The sequence below is a fragment of the Rothia sp. HMSC065C03 genome (assembly GCF_001837295.1).
Classification (GTDB): domain Bacteria; phylum Actinomycetota; class Actinomycetes; order Actinomycetales; family Micrococcaceae; genus Rothia.
Genome location: NZ_KV831988.1, coordinates 185479 through 202962, shown reverse-complemented (window position 1 = coordinate 202962; position 17484 = coordinate 185479). Strand labels below are relative to the sequence as shown.

Here is a 17484-nt window from a genome sequence, read left to right as displayed (position 1 = left end):
TGCCCCACACGCATCGCCCGGACGCCCGCATCCAGCACGCCACAACTCTATAACAAACATGGGTGAACAATGACTGAGAACGTACACAACGACTGGGACCTCCGAAGCGAAGAAGTGCAGAAAGACCAGGTAGCCGCCTACGACGCAATGCGCCGCCGCTGCCCCGTCGCCCACGACGAATTCATGGGCTACTCCGTCTTCAAAAACGCCGACGTACAGCACGTACTCGACCACCCCGAAATCTACTCCAACGTCGTCTCCACCCGCCACATCGCTGTCCCCAACGGCATGGACGCACCCGAACACACCACCTTCCGCGCCGTCAACGACAAGTACTTCACCCCCGAACGCCTCGAAAAGTTCGCACCCGTCATCCGCGACGCCGTGAAGAGCCTCATCGCAGAACTGCCCCGCGGCGAAGAAGTAGACGTCATGCAGGGCTTCGGTCAGGCATACGCAATGCGCGTGCAGAACGCCTTCATGGGCTGGCCCGCATGCCTCGAACAGCCCCTCACCGAGTGGATCGAGAAGAACCGCGTCGCCACCCTGCGCCGTGACCGCGAAGAAATCGCTAAGGTCGCCCTCGAATTCGACGGCTACATCCGCCAGCTCCTCGACGAACGCCGCGAGGACGATGCCGCCGGCAACCCTAAGGACGTCACCGCCGAACTGCTCACCGACACCGTGCAGCTGCCCGGCGAAGAACCCCGTACCATGACCGACGAAGAAATCGTCAGCCTCATCCGCAACTGGACCGTGGGCGAGCTGTCCACCGTCTCCGCAACCGTGGGCGTATTCGTCAACTTCCTGGCACGCAACCGCGCCGAGCAGGACCGCCTGCGCGCATCCCTCGCCGACGGCAACGCACTCGATGACCGCAGTGAAATCGCCCTCGCCGTTGAAGAAATCATGCGACTCGAAGACACCCTCGTCACCAACCGCCGCATCACCACCCAGGACACCGAACTCGGCGGCCGCACCCTGCCCGCCGGCTCCCGCGTGACCATCAACTGGGCAAGCGCCAACCGCGACGAGGACGCCTTCGAAGACGCCCTCACCTACAACCCGCACCGCGACCAGTCCCGCAACCTCGTGTACGGCGACGGCATCCACGTCTGCCCCGGCGCGCCCCTGGCACGCCTGGAACTGCGCATCCTGCTCGAGGAGCTGCTGCGCGGCACCGAGTCCATTGAGATCGCGGACGAGAGCGAGAAGCCCGCAACCGTAAACGCCGTGTACCCGGTCTCCGGCTACTCGGTCGTGCGCGCCATCTTCAACTAGGCACGCTCCAGCTCTAAAAAGTGCGAGGCGCCGAACCCCGAGAATAGGGGTCGGCGCCTCGCGCTGTTAAGAGTAAATATAAGAGTGAATAGTAGGGTAGTGGCGGCCGGTATCAGCCGCTCACTATAGATAAAGCGGAATATTCCCAGACGGCTATATAGCCTAGTGGAATACTCAATAAAGCTGAATCTAGCGGCCGGAACTCGTTGCCGAAGGCTTCACCGAAGAACCCGCAGAACCGCTCGCAGACGCACGAGCCGAAGCACTCGCAGAAGCAGAAGCCTCCGCCGCAGCCGATGCCGACTCCTCCGGGGACAGAACCGTACCATCCGCATGAACACCAGCCATCGCCGGAGTCACACCATTCACGAAGCTCAACTTCGCCTGCTTGAACTGGTACTCGGGAGAGCAGGTCAGCTTATACTTCGAATTCGCCAGCTCGCGAATCGACTTCACATAATTCTGAGTCTCCTCATACGGGGGAACACCGCCGTACTTCTCCACAGAACCCGGACCCGCGTTATAACCGGCGAGAACCACATCCTGCAGCTCATCCTCATTGGAAGCGTACTTCGCCAAACGAGTACGCAACTCAGCCAAGTAGCGTGCCTGCGCCGCAATCGCATCGTGCGGGTTCAGAACATTACCGCCATTGCCGAAGCTGTAGTGGCCGCCGCTCCACGCGTCATCAGTGAACTGTGCAATACCCTTAGCGCCCTGGTGGGACTCAACGCCCACACGCCAGTGGCTCTCGGTCTCAATCTGCGCCGCCAGTACGCCGGGGCGGAAACCCGCCACCTTAGAGCCCTCCTCAAAATCGGATCGGAGAGCCGCCGGAGCATACGAAAGCTCCGTCATGCCGCAGTAGTCGTCATAGGTGGCTGCCAGGCCGGCAACACCGCCACCCAGAAGGACCGCAGAGGCAATAATCTGCCAATGCGCAAGAACCCCGGCGAGAAAGCGAAGCGGGAAAGCTTTACGCTGCCGAGGAGAAATTTGTTGATCCGCCGGAACGGAAATGTGGTTGGAGGCGCTCGTAGCGTTACGCTCGGAAGGGGCGCCCGAAGTGCTATCTGCCATTCCTATAGACTAGCGCACCATCGCCGTTTATGGTGAAAAAACTCCCCTCCGTTGAGGTGAAAACCATAGTCAGAGAGTTCTTGGCGCGTCTTTACCGGAGTCAACATCAAGTGCAGGTACAGACTCCGTGCACGTGAAGGATGACCCCACCCGGTACACCTTTGACAGGGAGCACCAGGCGGGGTCAATCCATGATGGGGAGCTTCAGGAGTCCCTAACGGTTCGTCACCACGATCTTGCCGGCGGCACCGCGCTCCATCTCCGAGAAGGAGTGATTCACGAACGTGTACGTGCCAGACTCTAGGAACTGCATCTCCACGAAGCCGCCCTGAGCGGGCGCCAAATCGAGTGCCTGGCTGTGGCCGTCACGGCTACCGAACGCATCTGCGCCGCGGCGCATCAGGTAGCCGCCCTCCTTGTAGACCGTGTCGAACTGCGAACCGACCACGTGGAAGCTCGTGCCGTGGTTCGGGCCCGCAGCCATTACCCAAACACGGATACGCTCGCCCTTCTTCACCTGCAGCGGCTTCGCCTTGTACTGGGTTGCGTGGCCGTTGAACATGGTCAGCGTGGGGGTGCCCGCCGCAATCAGCTCCGGCGAGTTCTCCGCCAGCTTGTTACCGTCGGAGGCGGTCTTGCCGGTGTCGTGCAGGTACGCCTCGCCCTGAACCATCACGTACTCATGATCGACCGGGTCAAGGTCCGCCGGGTCAATGATGACCGCGCCGTACATGCCCTGGGTCATGTGCAGGCTCAGCGGGGCGGTGCCGCAGTGGTACAGCCAGATACCGGCACCCTTCGCCTCAAAACGGTAGACGAGACGCTCACCGGGGGCGATGGTCTTCATCGTGTTATCGGGGGACACCATGCCCGCGTGGAAGTCCAGCGAGTGGCCCATCGTGCCGTTATTGATGAGTGTAATTTCAAAAATATCGCCGACCTTGCCGCGCAGAATCGGTGCCATGTTCTGCCCGTTGAACGTCCACATGTGAACGGTCACGCCGGGCGCCACCTCGCGGTCGACTTCCTCAACTTCCAGGGTGACCTTGCGGACGGTCTTGCCGTTCACCTGCGTGGCGGTGTTCGGTGCCGGGATGTTCGGGTCGCGGTACTTGTAGCCGCTGCCGGGCGCTGCGGACATGTCAATCCTGCTGTTTGCAACGGTCATGAGGGTCGGGGTGCTACCCGACGCGGCGTGGTTGTGGGTGCCCGTAGAACCGTGGTTGTGGCCGCCCTGCGCCACCTGGTTTGCGGAGGCGCCGGTCGCCTTCACCTTGAACACCATGCCCAGGGAGCGGTGACCCGCCACGGAGCAGTAGCCTTCCTGGTCGGCGGTAATGACGCCGGCGTCAACGGTTTTCGTTTCGCCGGGGTTGATGGTGCCGGTGGTTGCGCCGTTGTCGAAGGTCAGGTCGTGGGTCATGCCCTCGTCGTCGTTGGTGACCTCGACGACCAGGCGGTTACCTGCGGGGACCTCTACCTCGGCGGGGGTGAAGCGGTAGTTGCTGGTCGCCTTCACCTGCACGGTGGTGGTCTGACCGGTCGCAGCCACAGAGCCCGCCGAGGAGAACGACGGCAGGTTCAACGCGGACGGGTTCACGGCGAAGCCCAGCAGGAACGCCATGGCAACCGCGAGTGCCGCCTGGAAGCTCTGCTTGGCGTGCGGGACGGGTTCGGGGGTGAGCGCCTCCTGGTTGAAGACGGGCTTCTCGCCGCGGGCGCGTGCTGCCATCATTTCCTTGCGGGTGTTCACGGACGCCTTCACGCCGCGCACCATGAGCGGAATGAACGCCATGAGCGCCAACGCACCCACGATAGCGACGGCAATCTTAATGGACTGGCCCACCATGGAGCTGGGCATCATGAAGATGAGCAGCGCCAGGTTCACGGCGGTTACGCGTGCCGCCGCGAAACGGCTGAACTCCTTGTTGGAGGCGCGCACCACCGCCGGGCCACCGCCCATACGCTGCGGCAGCAGGTAGCTCATCGCGCCGAGCAGCAGCTGCAGCAGGAAGCCGACCACAAAGATGGGGGTCACGGCGCGCATGTCCAGCTGCGCGAAGGGGACGGTCGCCACCAGGTAGGCGGTGGTCGCTACGCCAATAATCAGCCAGAGGAAGCCCATACCCACGCTCATGGGCGGGTACTCATTCGGGCGCTTGGTGCGCAGGGTACGCACCATCACCCAGGCGACAATCAGCAGGGCAACCAGGTAGACGACCAGACCCGCAGCAGCAAGCGGACGCATCCCTAAAATCGCGCCGACAACGGTCAACGCCAAGCCACCGCACATCAGGTACAGGGCGCGCAGGCTGTGGGTGAGCGCCTTATCCACCATCTTGGTGCGCAGCATGGTCGGCCAGAACGTCACCAGCGTACCCACCGCGGTAATACCGACGAAGCCGAGCACGTTCACTGCCTCGTGCGCGAGCAGGAACTGCGAATGCAGGGTGCCGGACAGGTTCGGGTAGGCAATCATGCCGCCAAACGCCGCACCGAGGGGCAGCAGCAGCGCCGCAACAATGTAGAAGCGAATGGTCACACCGAACCGCGACGGCAGAGCCTGACGCACCTGCTTCAGCAGGTAGATGCCGTGCCAGGCGACCATCGACCCGACAATGAGGGCGCCCACCACCGTGGCGGCGTAGAGGCCGGGCACGCTCAGCTGACCGACCATGCCGATCATGAGCACGAGAATACCGGCGTTCAGAATGAAGATTCGGCGCACCTGGGTTCCGCGGTGCTCGTCAGGAATCTTGATTTTCATGAGCGCTTCGGTGAAGTGCTGCGACCAAATCAGGATCGAGTTCGTAATCAGGCCGAGGGTGACAATGTGCACCATCAGCCAGCCGCTATTCGGGATAAACCTGTGCAGCAGAAGTACGCCGACAAGGGTAAACATCCAGTGGGAGACGGGCTTGGAGGCGCGACGATGCCACGTACCGCGACCGGATGCGCGGCGTGCAATCTCTTCGGGGGTGAGGTTTGCGCCGGGCACATCAGCCGGGCGCGCGCCAATGCTCAGGCCGGAGGAGCCGCCTCCGGAGACGTTTGCGGGCTTGCCGCTCGTGTTCTCGCCTTCGGGTGGGGTGCCGAGATGTTCACTCACGTGATCACTGCTTTCACTGCTGGTTGTTCGTGGACGTCGGTGTGCGGGTCGGCACCCGGTACCCCTGCGTTGGGGCGGGTGCCAATAAGCCCATTATATTGCCCGGATAGTACCAATTTTGAAGACATGACGTGCATATGAAGGCAGCTCATATCGTGATAGTTGTGCTTGTGTGCTCGAGCGGTTCTTCCCCTGCGAATCTCCCCCTGTGATTCTTCTCCCCAATGCATCCTTCACAGGTGCGCGCGATAAACTATTAGGATTCCAAAATCAGATGCCCGCCCACCCTACGCGCGCATCCGCCGGCACCAAGGTAAGGACAAACACCTCGTGACAAGGACTGACTCCACCACCCCCATCTGGGGAAAAATCGCTATTGTGGCACTCATCCTCATTGTTGGCGGTGGATACGTCGTCAAAATGCTCACCAACCCCTTCAGCGGTATGGACTTCTCCATTTACCGTCTGGGTGCGATGACCATTTTCGATAACGAGGGCTTTACCCAGGACCTATACTCCCCGACCCTGAACGATCACGGCGTGATTAAGCCGCCGTTCACGTACCCGCCGTTCGCGGCAATGCTGTTCTTGCCGTTTGCTTTTATTCCGCTGGAAGTTGGCAAGGTCATTATGGTGGTCGGTTCGGCTGTGGTGGCGTGGTGGATTTCCACGATCATTTACAACTATGTGAATGCGCGCGGCCGTGAACTGCCGCTGCAGCAGTACTTTGGTCGTGCGGGCACGATTGCGGTGCTGACTATTCTGGTGGTTTCGGCGGGGCCGTGGCAGCGCACCCTGGACCTGATTCAGATTAACCCGTTCATTACGGCGCTGATTCTTGCCGATTTTGTGCGCCCGGCAACCCGCGTGCCGCGCGGCGTGCTGATTGGTATTGCGGGCGGCGTGAAGCTGACCCCGCTCGTGTTTGGTCTGATTCTGCTGGTCCGCCGCGACTGGAAGGGCATCGCGACCCTGGGTGCAACGTTCTTCGGCACCATTGCGCTGGGTTTCATTCTGATGCCTAAGGACGCACTGGAGTTCTGGTTCTCCGCGCTGACGAACCCCTCCCGTGTGGGTGGACTGAACTTTGTGGATAACGTCTCGATTCAGGGTTGGCTGCTGCACTTCGGTCTCTCTGAGAGCGCCGCGAAGCCCGTCTACTACGCCCTGGCGCTGGTCACGATTGTGCTGACTGCCGCACTGCTGTACCAGCTGGAACGCCGCGGTGCCGCGCTGGCGCAGGTGGCGGTGACCGCCTCCTTGATGGTGGCGCTGTCGCCGATTAGCTGGTCGCACCACAACGTGCTGCTGCCCCTGCTGGCTGCCGTGTTCATCATGGACGCGTTCCCGACCTATTTTGCGGTTCAGCCTGCGTGGCTGCGGGTGACGGCGACGGTGTTCGCGGTGGTTGCGGTGCTGGGCCTGTACCTGTCGCCGATTAGGATTGCGTCGTGGTTCCACGGTAGCGCGGATGGTTTGGAGCAGCTGGCTCCGGGCGCGTTGGCGGTTTCGGCTATTCCCGCGTTCTGCCTGTGGATGACGATGACGCTCTGGTCTATTGCCGCCCTGAGCGCGCCGGTGCGTGGCGCGAAGGTTGAGCCCGTGCAGTACGGTTCCGTGCGTAGCGATGCGCCTCTGGGCTGGTGGGGCGCTCGCGCCCTGGTGACCGAGAGCGCCGAGTCTGTGCGCGCCGCCGCTTCCCGTGAGGCAACCGCGTGAGCCGCGACAAGAATCACGAGAAGAACGCCGAGGCGGCTGCGCCTATAATCCCATGGGCTTCGGCTGGCTCTACTACTGCACCGGTTGCGGAACCGGCTGCTGAAAGCGCTGTAGAAAGTGCTGGGCCCGCCGCATCCTCTGTAGCCACCGCGGAAAAAGCGGCAAAGGAAGAAGTCGCCGAAGAAACCGCGAAACAGCCCACAAAACCTGCGCGTCGCAGCTTCTTTGACCGCATCCCCGGCATGCGCAGCGGTGCTCTCTGGGCGCACCTGCTGTTCGTCCTGGTTGCCCTCTACGCCTTTGACTACGTGACTCACGCGGCGGCTGACGATATTTACGTGTACCGCCTGGGTGCTGTCTCCCTGGCGGACGGCCCGGACGGCTACCAGCTATACACCTTCCGCACGCGCGGCCTGCCGTTCACGTACCCGCCGTTTGCGGCGCTGCTCTTCTACCCGCTCGCGTTCCTCACCGAGCCGCAGAGCATGCTGCTGATTACCGCCATTATTTGCGCGCTCAGCTACTGGTGCGCGTACCTGCTGTACTCCTACGCCCGTAGCCGCTCGTGGCGTCTGCCGTTGCAGAAGCACCTGGGTCATTGGGGTATGGTGTCGCTGATTGCGGCGCTGATTTGGATGTGCGGCCCGTGGCGTTTGACCACGCATTTTGGGCAGATTAACGCCATCATTTTGGTGCTGATTCTCGCCGATTTTATGCGCCCGGCAACCCGTGTTCCGCGCGGTGTGCTGCTGGGTATTGCGGCGGGTATTAAGCTGACCCCGCTCGCGTTCGGTCTGCTGCTGCTCATGCGTAAGGACTGGAAGGGCATTGCGACCCTGGGCGCTAGCTTCGCCGCGACCGTGGGTATCGGCTTCCTGGTGATTCGTGAGGAGTCGCTGACGTTCTGGTTCCATGCGGTGCATGACACTTCGCGTGTGGGCTGGTTCAGCTACTTCGATAACGTATCGATTATGGGTACGCTGACCCACGCGGGCCTGCAGCATCACCTGACGGCTACCGCCCTGTCGGTGGTGCAGGTGGCGTTGACCCTGCTGATTGTGCTGGTCACCGCGGTTCTGTTGGTTCCGCTGATTCGTGCCCGCGCGCTCATGGCGCAGCTGGCGCTGACCGCGTTCATGATGCTGCAGATTTCGCCGATTAGCTGGTCGCACCACAACACCTGGTACCCGCTGATGCTCGCCGCCGTGGTCATGGAAATCTTCCCGCTCATGTACCAGAGGGTCAGCTCCTTCGTCTTCACGCTGGCTGTTATCTTGGCGACTGCGGCGCTGGTGGGCATGTACATTTCGCCGTTCTGGATTGTGCTGGCGTTCTCCCCGCACTTCAACGCGGATCAGATTCTGATGGTGCCGGAAGGCTCTCTGGGCCTGATGGCTGGCACCATGCCGTACCAGCTGATGTACCTGTTTATTCTGGTGACGTTCTTTGTGTACCTGGCGAATCGTCAGCTGGTGGAAAATGCGGCACGCGCCGCGGGCGCCGAACTGGCGGAGGCGAGGTACTCCCGCTAAAGAAACCGCCCGCTCACGGTTGCTACCCGCTCACGGTTGCTGCCCGCTCACGGTTGCTGCCCGCTCACGGCGGCGGGTGCCTCCAGCAGGTGCACAGGCCTCACCGGGCATAAAAGTATCCCCCGCACCCATCACGGATGCGGGGGATACTTTTATACCCAGCCTACTGACCTAGTCAGTCACGCTGTTAGTTAGTGCCGATGCTCCAAGTAATGTTGGAGTCGGTACGAACCTGCATGTAGCTCTTGTTGCTCTGAACCCACTGCATGCTGCTCTTCACGGTCGGAATGGTCGAGGAGAAGAACGGGTCGTTCTTGGTCGCGTTCAGAACGGTGAAGCCGCGGGTGGTCGGGCCGCTGGTCTGGAACTCCATGGTTGCCTCGGTGCCTTCGTAGGTGAAAGCGTAGAAGTTCATGGTGCTCTGGAACTTCTCACCCTTCTTGTAGTGGGGTGCGGAGTCTGCGTCGTAGACGCGGATGGTCCACTCGCCCTTACCGGTCAGCTCCAGCTTGCGGGTGGGGGTGGAGTGGCCGCTCGCGTCAATCCACGCGGTGCCCTTGAGCTCCTTGCCGTCGCGGGTGGAGTCGATAACGCTCACACCCGAGGCGATGTTGCCCTTATCGTCACGGCTGGTGATGAAGGCGTTGACCACACCGTCTGCGGGCTTGAACTCGTAGTAGAGCAGGCCTGCGGACACATCGCCCTTGATCTTCTCAATGTCGATGGTGTCCTTGTTGTCGGCGACGGTCTTCTTGTATTCCTTGAACTCACCCTCGGGCATCTTCGCTTCAGCAGCAGCAACCGGCGCTGCGGAAGAAGCTGAAGCCGCTGCCGCGCTCTCAGATGCGGGCGCTGCGGAAGAAGCCTCAGACGAAGCCGCCGCGGAGGACGCCTCAGCGGAAGTAGCCGCCGCGCTCGCCGACTCGGAAGAAGCGGAGGCGGGGTTCGAGCCGCCACGCGGAATCAGCATGACAATCGCCAGGATGATAACAATCAGCAGAGCCAACGCACCACCGATAACACCCCAAATCTTGGTGCCGGAGAACAGACCCTTCTTCTCGGAGTCGTCCTCGCCCTGACCTGCGGGCTCGGTGACGTAGGGGTTGCTCAGTGCCACGGTTGCCTGGTCCTGATCGGACACCTGACCTGCGTAGGGCTGAGAGTTGTACGGCTGACCCTGGTAGGGGTTGTTCTGGTACTGGCCGCCCTGGACGTTCTGACCGCCCTGCGCGTTCTGGCCGTCCTGGAAGCCCTGACTCTGGAAACCCTGGCCCTGGTACTGGCCACCCTGGAAGTTCTGGCCCTGGAAGCCTTCAGCCTGGTTCGGCTGGAAGCCGTTCGGTGCCTGACCCGCCGGGATGAACTGTGCGTTCTGACCGGGCTGCATGTTCTGACCGGGCTGTACATTCTGGCCGGGCTGTTCCGAGAGGTTCACGGTACGCTCGGACAGGTTAACGGTGCGCTCGGTTTCGGGGGTGTGGAACTCAACGAGCGGGGAGCTCTCAATAGTGTGGGGCGCCTCAGCAGCGGGTGCCTCAGCCGCGGGAGCCGCAGCAACCGGCTCGACTGCCGGCTCAGCGGCAGCGGGTGCCTCGGGGGCAACCTCGGCGACCGGCTCAACAACGGGCTCTGCAACAGGCTCGGAAACGACCGGCTCGGATGCAACGGGCTCAGAGAGCACGGGCTCAGCAACCGGCGCCTCAACAACGTGCGCCTCAACGGGCTGCTCGGAAGCAGCCTGCTCAGCAACGGGAGCCTCAACAGCGGGCTCTTCAGCCACAGCCTCTTCAGCAGAAGCCTGCGGGGTCAGAACCTGCTCGGGCAGAGCGGTACCGGTCAGCGGAACCTGAGTCAGGTGACGCATCGGCTTGGGCTCAGACTCCTCAGCGGACTCCTGAACGGACTCAACTGCGGGTGCCTCTACCTGCGGTGCTTCAACGTGGGATGCCTCAGCCTGGGGTGCGGGAGCCTCCGGAACCTCAACGATCTGCTCACCTTCGAGCTCAGCGGCGAGCTGCTCCAGGTCAACGTCCTCCACGGTCAGCGGTGCCGCGACCTCGGCGGGCTGCTCAGCCTCAACAGCGGACTCAGCCGCGGGTGCCTCAACAACGTGCGCCTCAGCGGACTGCTCGGAAACAACCGGCTCAGCGACTACGGGCTCAGCGGCAACTGCCTCAGCAGCGGGCTCCTCGGGAACCAGCGGCTCAATAGTAGCCTCTTCAACCTGAATGGGTTCGGGCTCGGGCTCTTCGACCCACAGCTGCCAACCTTCAGGAACGGGACCCCACGCGGGGTCGGGGCGCCACGTAGGAGTGGGGGCCCATCCGGCAGGAGGAGCGGGCCAGTTGGGCGGCGGATTGAAGACGAGTGCCATAAGAAAGTAGCCTTTCTGGTGCTGAAAAAACACCCCGGAAGAGCGGTCATCAGCGACTATGTATATGAGCGTATTATCGCTTCAAATTATGGCATAGGTTCAGAAAATGAACCCCGTGAATGGTGGGTTTTCAGCCGTATTCACGGCTTTTTCAATGGTTTTGAAACAATCCGTATCAATCAGCACTTGAAGGTTTCAGTATGCCCGGTCACCATCGAGCCCGCGAAAGCTAGGATTAAAGAATGAACACGACACCGCCCCCCGCACCCCCGCAGGTAACCCCCGGAACCCCCGCTGCTCCTGCGCCTGCCGGTCTTGCCTACCACCGTCTCTCTCACGCCGACCCGAAATCCCGCTGGTTCTCACCCCTGCTGGAAGGTCTGCTCGGCGTCGCCGTATTTCTTGGCCTTAACCTGATCATTTCAGTTGCCTTGGCTATGACGATTATGGGTTCGGGACTTTCCCTCCATGATGTAGCGACGAACCGTGCCGTCATTATGGAACACCCGGCGCTGTTTGCGCTGACCTTCCTCTCCCTCATCGCGATTGTGCCTTCGCTCTTTCTGGCGCGCCTGGTTGTGGGCCCGAAGCCCTGGGGTCTGATCCATTCGGTGGCTGGCCGCCTGCGCCGCTCGCTGTTGCTTCCTTACCTGGGTTTGAGCTTCGCGGTTTACGGCATCTACTACGCCGTGATGCTCGCGTTGAGCGGTGAGAGCCTGCCCGAATACCGCTATTTTCAACCTCCACAGGTTGAATTTTGGGTTTATGTGGCGATGATGCTGCTTCTGGTGCCCGTGCAGTGCTACGCCGAAGAGCTCGCCTACCGCGGCTTCATGATGCAGATGCTGGGCCGCTGGCTCCGCACCCCCTGGCTGCCGATTGTGCTGCCCGCCGTGCTGTTCATGCTCTCCCACGCCTACGACCCCTGGGGTCAGAGTACGATTCTGGCGATGGGTATTTACGCGGGTTTCCTCTGCTGGTACACCGGCGGCTTGGAAGCCTCCATCAGCCTGCACGTGGCAAATAATGTGATCCTGATGCTGCTGTCCATGGTGGCTGGTCTGGATCCCTTCGCCTCCGAGGGCGTGACCCCCGTGGATGCGCTGCAGGGCATCGCACTGGAAGGCGTGTACGTGGTGCTCGCCTGCCTAATCTTCAACGCACGCGCTCGCCGCGGCGAAGTTTCACGTGAAACACAACCGCTAAAGGTTGATAAATAGGCTATATGGCGGGTTACTCTAGCTCGACTGTTCAACCCGCCCGCCCCGCTCCATTCGAGCCTCACCAGGGCTATTACCCCATACCCCGTGGACTATCGGCCCCGGTCACCCCGTCAACACCCAAGAAAAGGTAGGGTTAAACCATGACTGTTGATGCTGTAAAAAATATTGAAGACCTCGCCGCATTCGTGGCGGAGTCGCCGGTCTCTTACCTCGCCGCGCGCACGGTAGCGCGCCGCCTGCAAGCAGCAGGCTTCACCGAGCTCGTAGAGACCGAAGCATGGGACCCGCAGGTCGCAGCCGGCCGCCACTTCGTCGTCCGTGACGGCGCGATTATCGCCTGGGCTGGCGGCGCGAAGGCGCAGAAGGCAAGCGGCTACCGCGTGCTGGGTGCGCACACCGACTCGCCCTCCCTGAAGGTCAAGCCTTCCTCCTCCATCACCACGAAGGGCTGGCACCAGATTGCCGTGGAGAACTACGGTGGTGCACTGCTGAACTCCTTCCTGGACCGCGAGCTGTGCGTGGCGGGTCGCCTCACCGTCCTTGAGGGCGGGGAGCTGAAGGACCGCCTGGTGCGTACCGGCCCGATTGCGCGCATCCCGCAGCTGGCGCCGCACCTGGACCACAAGCGTAACGAACTGGTGCTGGACAAGCAGTTCAACATGTACCCCGTGTGGGGCGTGGATCCGGCGGAGAACGACGTGCTCGGCTACATGGCGAAGCACGTGATTGACGGCGAGCCGGTCGACCCGGAAAGCATTGTGGGTTACGACCTGCTGTTCGCTGATTCGCAGCCGCCGCGCCGTTTTGGTGCGGATCAGGAGCTATTCGCTTCTGGCCGCTTGGATAACCTGTCTTCGGTGCATGCGGGTTTGACCGCCCTGGAGCGTTACGTTGCCGATAACGCGGACGAGCACGCCACCGAGACTGTGATGCTTGCGGCGTTTGACCATGAGGAGCTTGGTTCGGAGTCGCGTAGTGGTGCGGCTGGCCCGTTCCTGGAGGATATTCTGGTGCGCCTGTCCGCTGCGCGCGGTGAGAGCGTGGAGGAGTACCGCCGTTCGGTGGCGTCGTCGTTCTGCCTGTCGGCTGATGCTGGTCACCTGGTGCACCCGAACTATCAGGGTCACCACGACCCGACCGTTCAGCCACTGCCCGGTGGTGGCCCGCTGCTGAAGATTAACGCAAACCAGCGTTACGCGACGGATTCGGTGGGTGCCGGCGTGTTTGCCGCGGCGTGTGCGAAGGCCGGTGTGCCGTATCAGGAGTTCGTGTCGAATAACAATATGCCGTGCGGCTCGACGATTGGCCCGATTACGGCAACCCGCCTGGGTATGCGCACCGTGGATGTGGGTATTGGTTTGCTGTCGATGCATTCGATGCGCGAGATGTGCCATGTGGACGACATGGCGTACATGACGCGCGCGGTGGAAGGCTTCTTCCGCCTCTAAAATGAACCCCGCTGAGGTTTGAACAGCTGGGGTGTGGGCGCCGGGAACGTGAGGTTCCCGGCGCCCTTTGACTTAAGCCGAACTACAAGTATTTAGCTACGTTGCTATTAGAAACCTCGAGCTCTACATGTAGGTGCTGGGGAGGACTCCGTGAAGAGTGACGAGGTAAGAAGTAATATCTGGGTTTTCCTCATACAATAGAGAGCAAGTAAGAGTAAACGCTAGATTGAATTTCTAAATATTTTGTTCTTCTGAGGAGAGAAACTTTATGGGGAATCTCGATACAAATATTGACCCAAATATTCCAGAATCACGGGATATGATTGCCGCATGGGTTAAAACAGTGGGGGATAAGGCAGAATCACAGGGGCTAGAAGTTAAAAGTAGCCTTGAATTTTCTACTAGAAGTGAGCGTAACAAATCATACGCTAAAATAACTAAGTTTATTTTGGCGTCTGCGAACCGTGACCAAAAACAGGCAATAAGAGACTACCAGGGGTACGGGGTGATGCTCATTGGTGTTACCCAAAATGAGGTATGCGGTCTTGAGGATATACCCGAGCAGCATAATTTCGAGGATGCTACAAGGGGCTATTTTGGCTCTGCAATTCCAGCATATCGCTTTATATCTCATGAATTTGAGGGTAAAAATCTTCTATTTGTAATCGTTGACCCTCCAGTAAATGGGAAAGAGATTTATATATGCTCTAAGGAATATCGATCCCAGGAAAAAGGTGGAGATCAACTTAGAGATGGTGCGATTTATTGTCGTGAATCAACGCAAACCATCGAGGCAAACTCTGTTCAAGTTCGCGACATGATTAATCGATTACTTGGTGGGCATGTAGATATTAACTTGGACATATCTGAGATTTTTGCAGGACCTCGTGTTGATACTGATTTTCTTAAAAATATGTATTCTTGCCCCAAGGAAAAATATAATGAATCTCTAAAGAGAATTATTGGAAATAAAGAATCTAATTCATTATTGGAAAGTAGGTGGAGAATAAAAGATCCCCTGCAACATGTATCTGTCGAGGATATGTTTAAGGCGTATGAAAATGATGAAAAGCGGTATGAAGAATGTTTTAATAGGTTATTAGAAATAAAACTCAAACCAGCTATTTTCTCGATTGTCAACACTGGAACTAAGGTTCTAGAAGATCCTTCCATTGAATACAGATTCTCAGAGAATGTTTATATGGTGAACTTGAAAGATAAAGAATATAAGTGTAGAAGATTCGAGATATTTCCATTCATGGCGGTACCACAATACTATTACATGATGTCCGGTGCGCTTAGGGGGGTTATGCCATCGAACTTTGCTCAAGTCGGCAACTCGAGGGCCATAGTTTGGCGGCCTGGTTCTATCAGTCCTGGGCAAGCTGTAACTTCAGAAGAGGACAATATTGGAATATTTGTAAATGGAGATAATGTGAATGCGAGTGTTTTTTATCGTGTGACTGACCCGAATCTCCAGCGCCCCATTGAGGGGGAAATTAATGTAAGTATGATTAATTTTGATCCCTCTAACATCTTTGAAAATGTTGAGTTTTGAAAAATGAAATTGATGACTTTTCTAATGATTTTAAATAATTATTTATTTCCTTAGGTAATTTATAAACAATTTCCGCTATGCACCTCACTCGTTTCTTGAATAGGGAGTGTGAAGGGCGCCGGGAACGTAAGGTTCCCGGCGCCCATATTTTTTAAAAATTTTTTCAAAATTTTTCGGGGGGGGGGGGGGCTGTTTACCTCTTGAATAGGGTCTATGTGTGCTGTAAAGTAACCCACAATACGTAATATACGTGTTGCACATTACTTGTTTTTGAGAAGTTTTCACCAATGATGGTGCGCCATCAGCTCGTAACCGGCGTAGCGAGCGAACCCCAATTTGAAAGGCGGTTCCCATGTTCTTCGATATTTCTGTGTTCCTGCTAGTGGTTTTGGTCATTGTGGGTCAGCTGAAAAAAGCACCACCAAGGTTGCTAAACAACCCTGGCTATCAGAAGGAGAGGGAGCAGGTGCGAAAGCACCGGCGCATCCTGGATATGCTCAGCCTGAGTTTTGCTCTTGCCCTGATGATTATTCAGTGGGGTGGCCCCCTGACGACGCTTGCCTTTCGGGCGTGCGTTATTTGGTTGATTCCCAGCCAGCTGTATGATCTCTGGCAGAAGTTCAATGTGTCGCGTGGGGTACTCTTCGCGTGTGCTGTCGCGCTGATTGGTATTGAGTTTGGGTTGGCGTTACTGCCCTAACCTGAGCCGTATAACAGTTGTGGCGGTGACCGTTGTTCGGTCACCGCCACAACTCTTTTTAAGATGAGACAGGCTCAGATTAGACAGGGTTATCGGGGCTGGTCAGGGTTACCACCTCAGACCAGCGAGTATCCTTAGCGGCCGCACGGTTCGCGTCGCTCTTCTGCTTCACATCGGCTGGCGCCTGCTGCGCCCACAACTCAAAAGCAACAATGTAGTTCTCGGGGTAGTTTGCCGCGAGTAGCTCCTGTCGGGTCGGGAAGTATTCCTTACCCTCTCGAATATCAACGTAGTTGCTTGCCTTGTAGGGGTCTGCGCTCTGGATGTCAGTGCGCGGGCCGGAGGCTACCTTTCCGCTTGCCACGTTATTGTCATCGATAGCGCGTACCCATGCCGCAGCGTAGGTGTGATCGGCCTTGTTCTTCTCGTACAGTGCCAGGCACTCGGATCCTGCTGATTCAGCTTCGGCGCGGGTGGGGAAGTTCGCCTGGTTGCGCACAACATGCCGCGCGGAGACGTAGGAGGGCAGTGCCGTACCGCGGTCGGCGCTAATGGCTTCCTGCTGCTTGAGGGTTTCAGCTTTCGCGGTTTCGTCAGGTTCAAGGCAGGGGGTGGAGGTCTTCTTCGCCGCGGAAGAGGAAGCGGACCCGGTGGCGCTTGAAGCTGACGGGGAGGAAGTCACGGTTGTGTTCGAGGGTGCGGGAGTATTTGATGCAGTGCTGGTGGAGCTACCGCAGGAGGCAAGAAATAGAGGAAGAATCGCCAGTGCGGCACTGCGTCGTAGACCACTGGAACGGAACGAAAGAAAAACAGGGGTGTGGGTCATGAGACCACCTCACAAGAGGGATGGAACAATATATTGCGTCTAAACATACCCGAATATTTGATACATGGTCAATGGAAAATGTCACCTTATTTTAAAACCAACACTCTAGACGCAAGATGCGCAACCCAGTAGTCTTAAGGTTCTGACCTGCTTAAACATGAGGTAGACGGGGTAAGAGTGCGGAGGCTTTGCGGGTCGCCTACCTATCCCAGTATTGGCTTTGAGGCTTAGTGGATAAGAAAAACAACATTGAGGCTATGTATTCGGTGTTCCGCTACTAGCGTTTTATGCTACTGAAAGGAAATGGCATCATGAATTCTACTTATAAGATGTTTGCCGTAAATGAGAAAATAATTTTATATATCTTGTTTCTCATTGTATTGCAATTTTTCTATATTTTTCCAACTGCGCTGTATGCAGATTTCTATAGATTTGTATCGCCATGTGATAGGTGGCAAAGTGCATATTTCGACTATATACCCTTCTTTGTGGTGGGAGTTGTATCAGCTAGCTTATGGCAGACTTTTAGTATGTGGCTGGGTGTCAAGCTTCGTATAGGAATTTTTTGGATCGCATCGCTATATTTAGTTTTTAAAATGTATGGGACTTATGAAATTTTAAAAGGCAATATCTT

The 17484-nt window shown here is 58.3% G+C and carries 11 protein-coding genes; 7 read left to right on the top strand and 4 right to left on the bottom strand.

Translation table 11 applies throughout. The annotated features are described in order from the left end of the window. The first annotated feature begins 69 nt into the window (after positions 1-69). Positions 70-1281: a cytochrome P450 gene (locus HMPREF2605_RS04220; RefSeq protein WP_070847076.1), complete on the top strand. Its 1212-nt coding sequence runs from the start codon at positions 70-72 to the stop codon at positions 1279-1281. A gap of 189 nt (positions 1282-1470) precedes the next feature. Here HMPREF2605_RS04220 and HMPREF2605_RS09705 read toward each other — a convergent pair whose 3' ends face one another. Together HMPREF2605_RS09705 and HMPREF2605_RS04210 are read right to left on the bottom strand one after the other, a co-directional pair. Continuing rightward, the gene (locus HMPREF2605_RS09705; RefSeq protein WP_070847074.1) at positions 1471-2361 is read right to left on the bottom strand and encodes a lytic transglycosylase domain-containing protein; all 891 of its coding nucleotides are present in this window, start codon (positions 2359-2361) and stop codon (positions 1471-1473) included. A gap of 214 nt (positions 2362-2575) precedes the next feature. Next, positions 2576-5470 carry a multicopper oxidase domain-containing protein gene (locus tag HMPREF2605_RS04210; RefSeq protein ID WP_070847072.1) on the bottom strand — a complete coding sequence of 965 codons (2895 nt, stop codon included), beginning with the start codon at positions 5468-5470 and terminating at the stop codon, positions 2576-2578. A gap of 330 nt (positions 5471-5800) precedes the next feature. Here HMPREF2605_RS04210 and HMPREF2605_RS04205 point away from each other — a divergent pair, with 330 nt between their 5' ends. Together HMPREF2605_RS04205 and HMPREF2605_RS04200 are read left to right on the top strand one after the other, a co-directional pair. Beyond that, on the top strand, positions 5801-7189 hold the full coding sequence (locus tag HMPREF2605_RS04205) for a glycosyltransferase 87 family protein (protein WP_070686838.1): 1389 nt from the start codon (positions 5801-5803) through the stop codon (positions 7187-7189). Beyond that, positions 7186-8721 carry a glycosyltransferase 87 family protein gene (locus HMPREF2605_RS04200; RefSeq protein WP_070847070.1) on the top strand — a complete coding sequence of 512 codons (1536 nt, stop codon included), beginning with the start codon at positions 7186-7188 and terminating at the stop codon, positions 8719-8721. Before HMPREF2605_RS04205 ends, HMPREF2605_RS04200 begins: the two co-directional genes overlap by 4 nt. A 187-nt stretch (positions 8722-8908) precedes the next feature. Here HMPREF2605_RS04200 and HMPREF2605_RS04195 read toward each other — a convergent pair whose 3' ends face one another. Then, a complete protein-coding gene (locus HMPREF2605_RS04195) occupies positions 8909-11095 on the bottom strand; it encodes a hypothetical protein (protein WP_070847068.1) in 2187 nt (728 codons plus the stop codon). Positions 11096-11337: 242 nt separating this feature from the next. On the opposite strand from HMPREF2605_RS04195, the gene HMPREF2605_RS04190 reads away from it, so the two are divergent. From HMPREF2605_RS04190 to HMPREF2605_RS04175, 4 genes are all read left to right on the top strand, one after another. Then, positions 11338-12315 carry a CPBP family intramembrane glutamic endopeptidase gene (locus tag HMPREF2605_RS04190; RefSeq protein WP_070847066.1) on the top strand — a complete coding sequence of 326 codons (978 nt, stop codon included), beginning with the start codon at positions 11338-11340 and terminating at the stop codon, positions 12313-12315. A 143-nt stretch (positions 12316-12458) separates the two neighbouring features. Continuing rightward, positions 12459-13766, top strand: a complete 1308-nt coding sequence (locus HMPREF2605_RS04185) for a M18 family aminopeptidase (protein WP_070847064.1) — start codon at positions 12459-12461, stop codon at positions 13764-13766. Positions 13767-14034: 268 nt separating this feature from the next. Then, positions 14035-15324: a hypothetical protein gene (locus HMPREF2605_RS04180; protein ID WP_070847062.1), complete on the top strand. Its 1290-nt coding sequence runs from the start codon at positions 14035-14037 to the stop codon at positions 15322-15324. Positions 15325-15676: 352 nt separating this feature from the next. Further along, on the top strand, positions 15677-16024 hold the full coding sequence (locus HMPREF2605_RS04175) for a hypothetical protein (RefSeq protein WP_070847060.1): 348 nt from the start codon (positions 15677-15679) through the stop codon (positions 16022-16024). A gap of 79 nt (positions 16025-16103) precedes the next feature. Here HMPREF2605_RS04175 and HMPREF2605_RS04170 read toward each other — a convergent pair whose 3' ends face one another. After that, a complete protein-coding gene (locus tag HMPREF2605_RS04170; protein ID WP_070847058.1) occupies positions 16104-16850 on the bottom strand; it encodes a hypothetical protein in 747 nt (248 codons plus the stop codon). Positions 16851-17484: the final 634 nt, after the last annotated feature.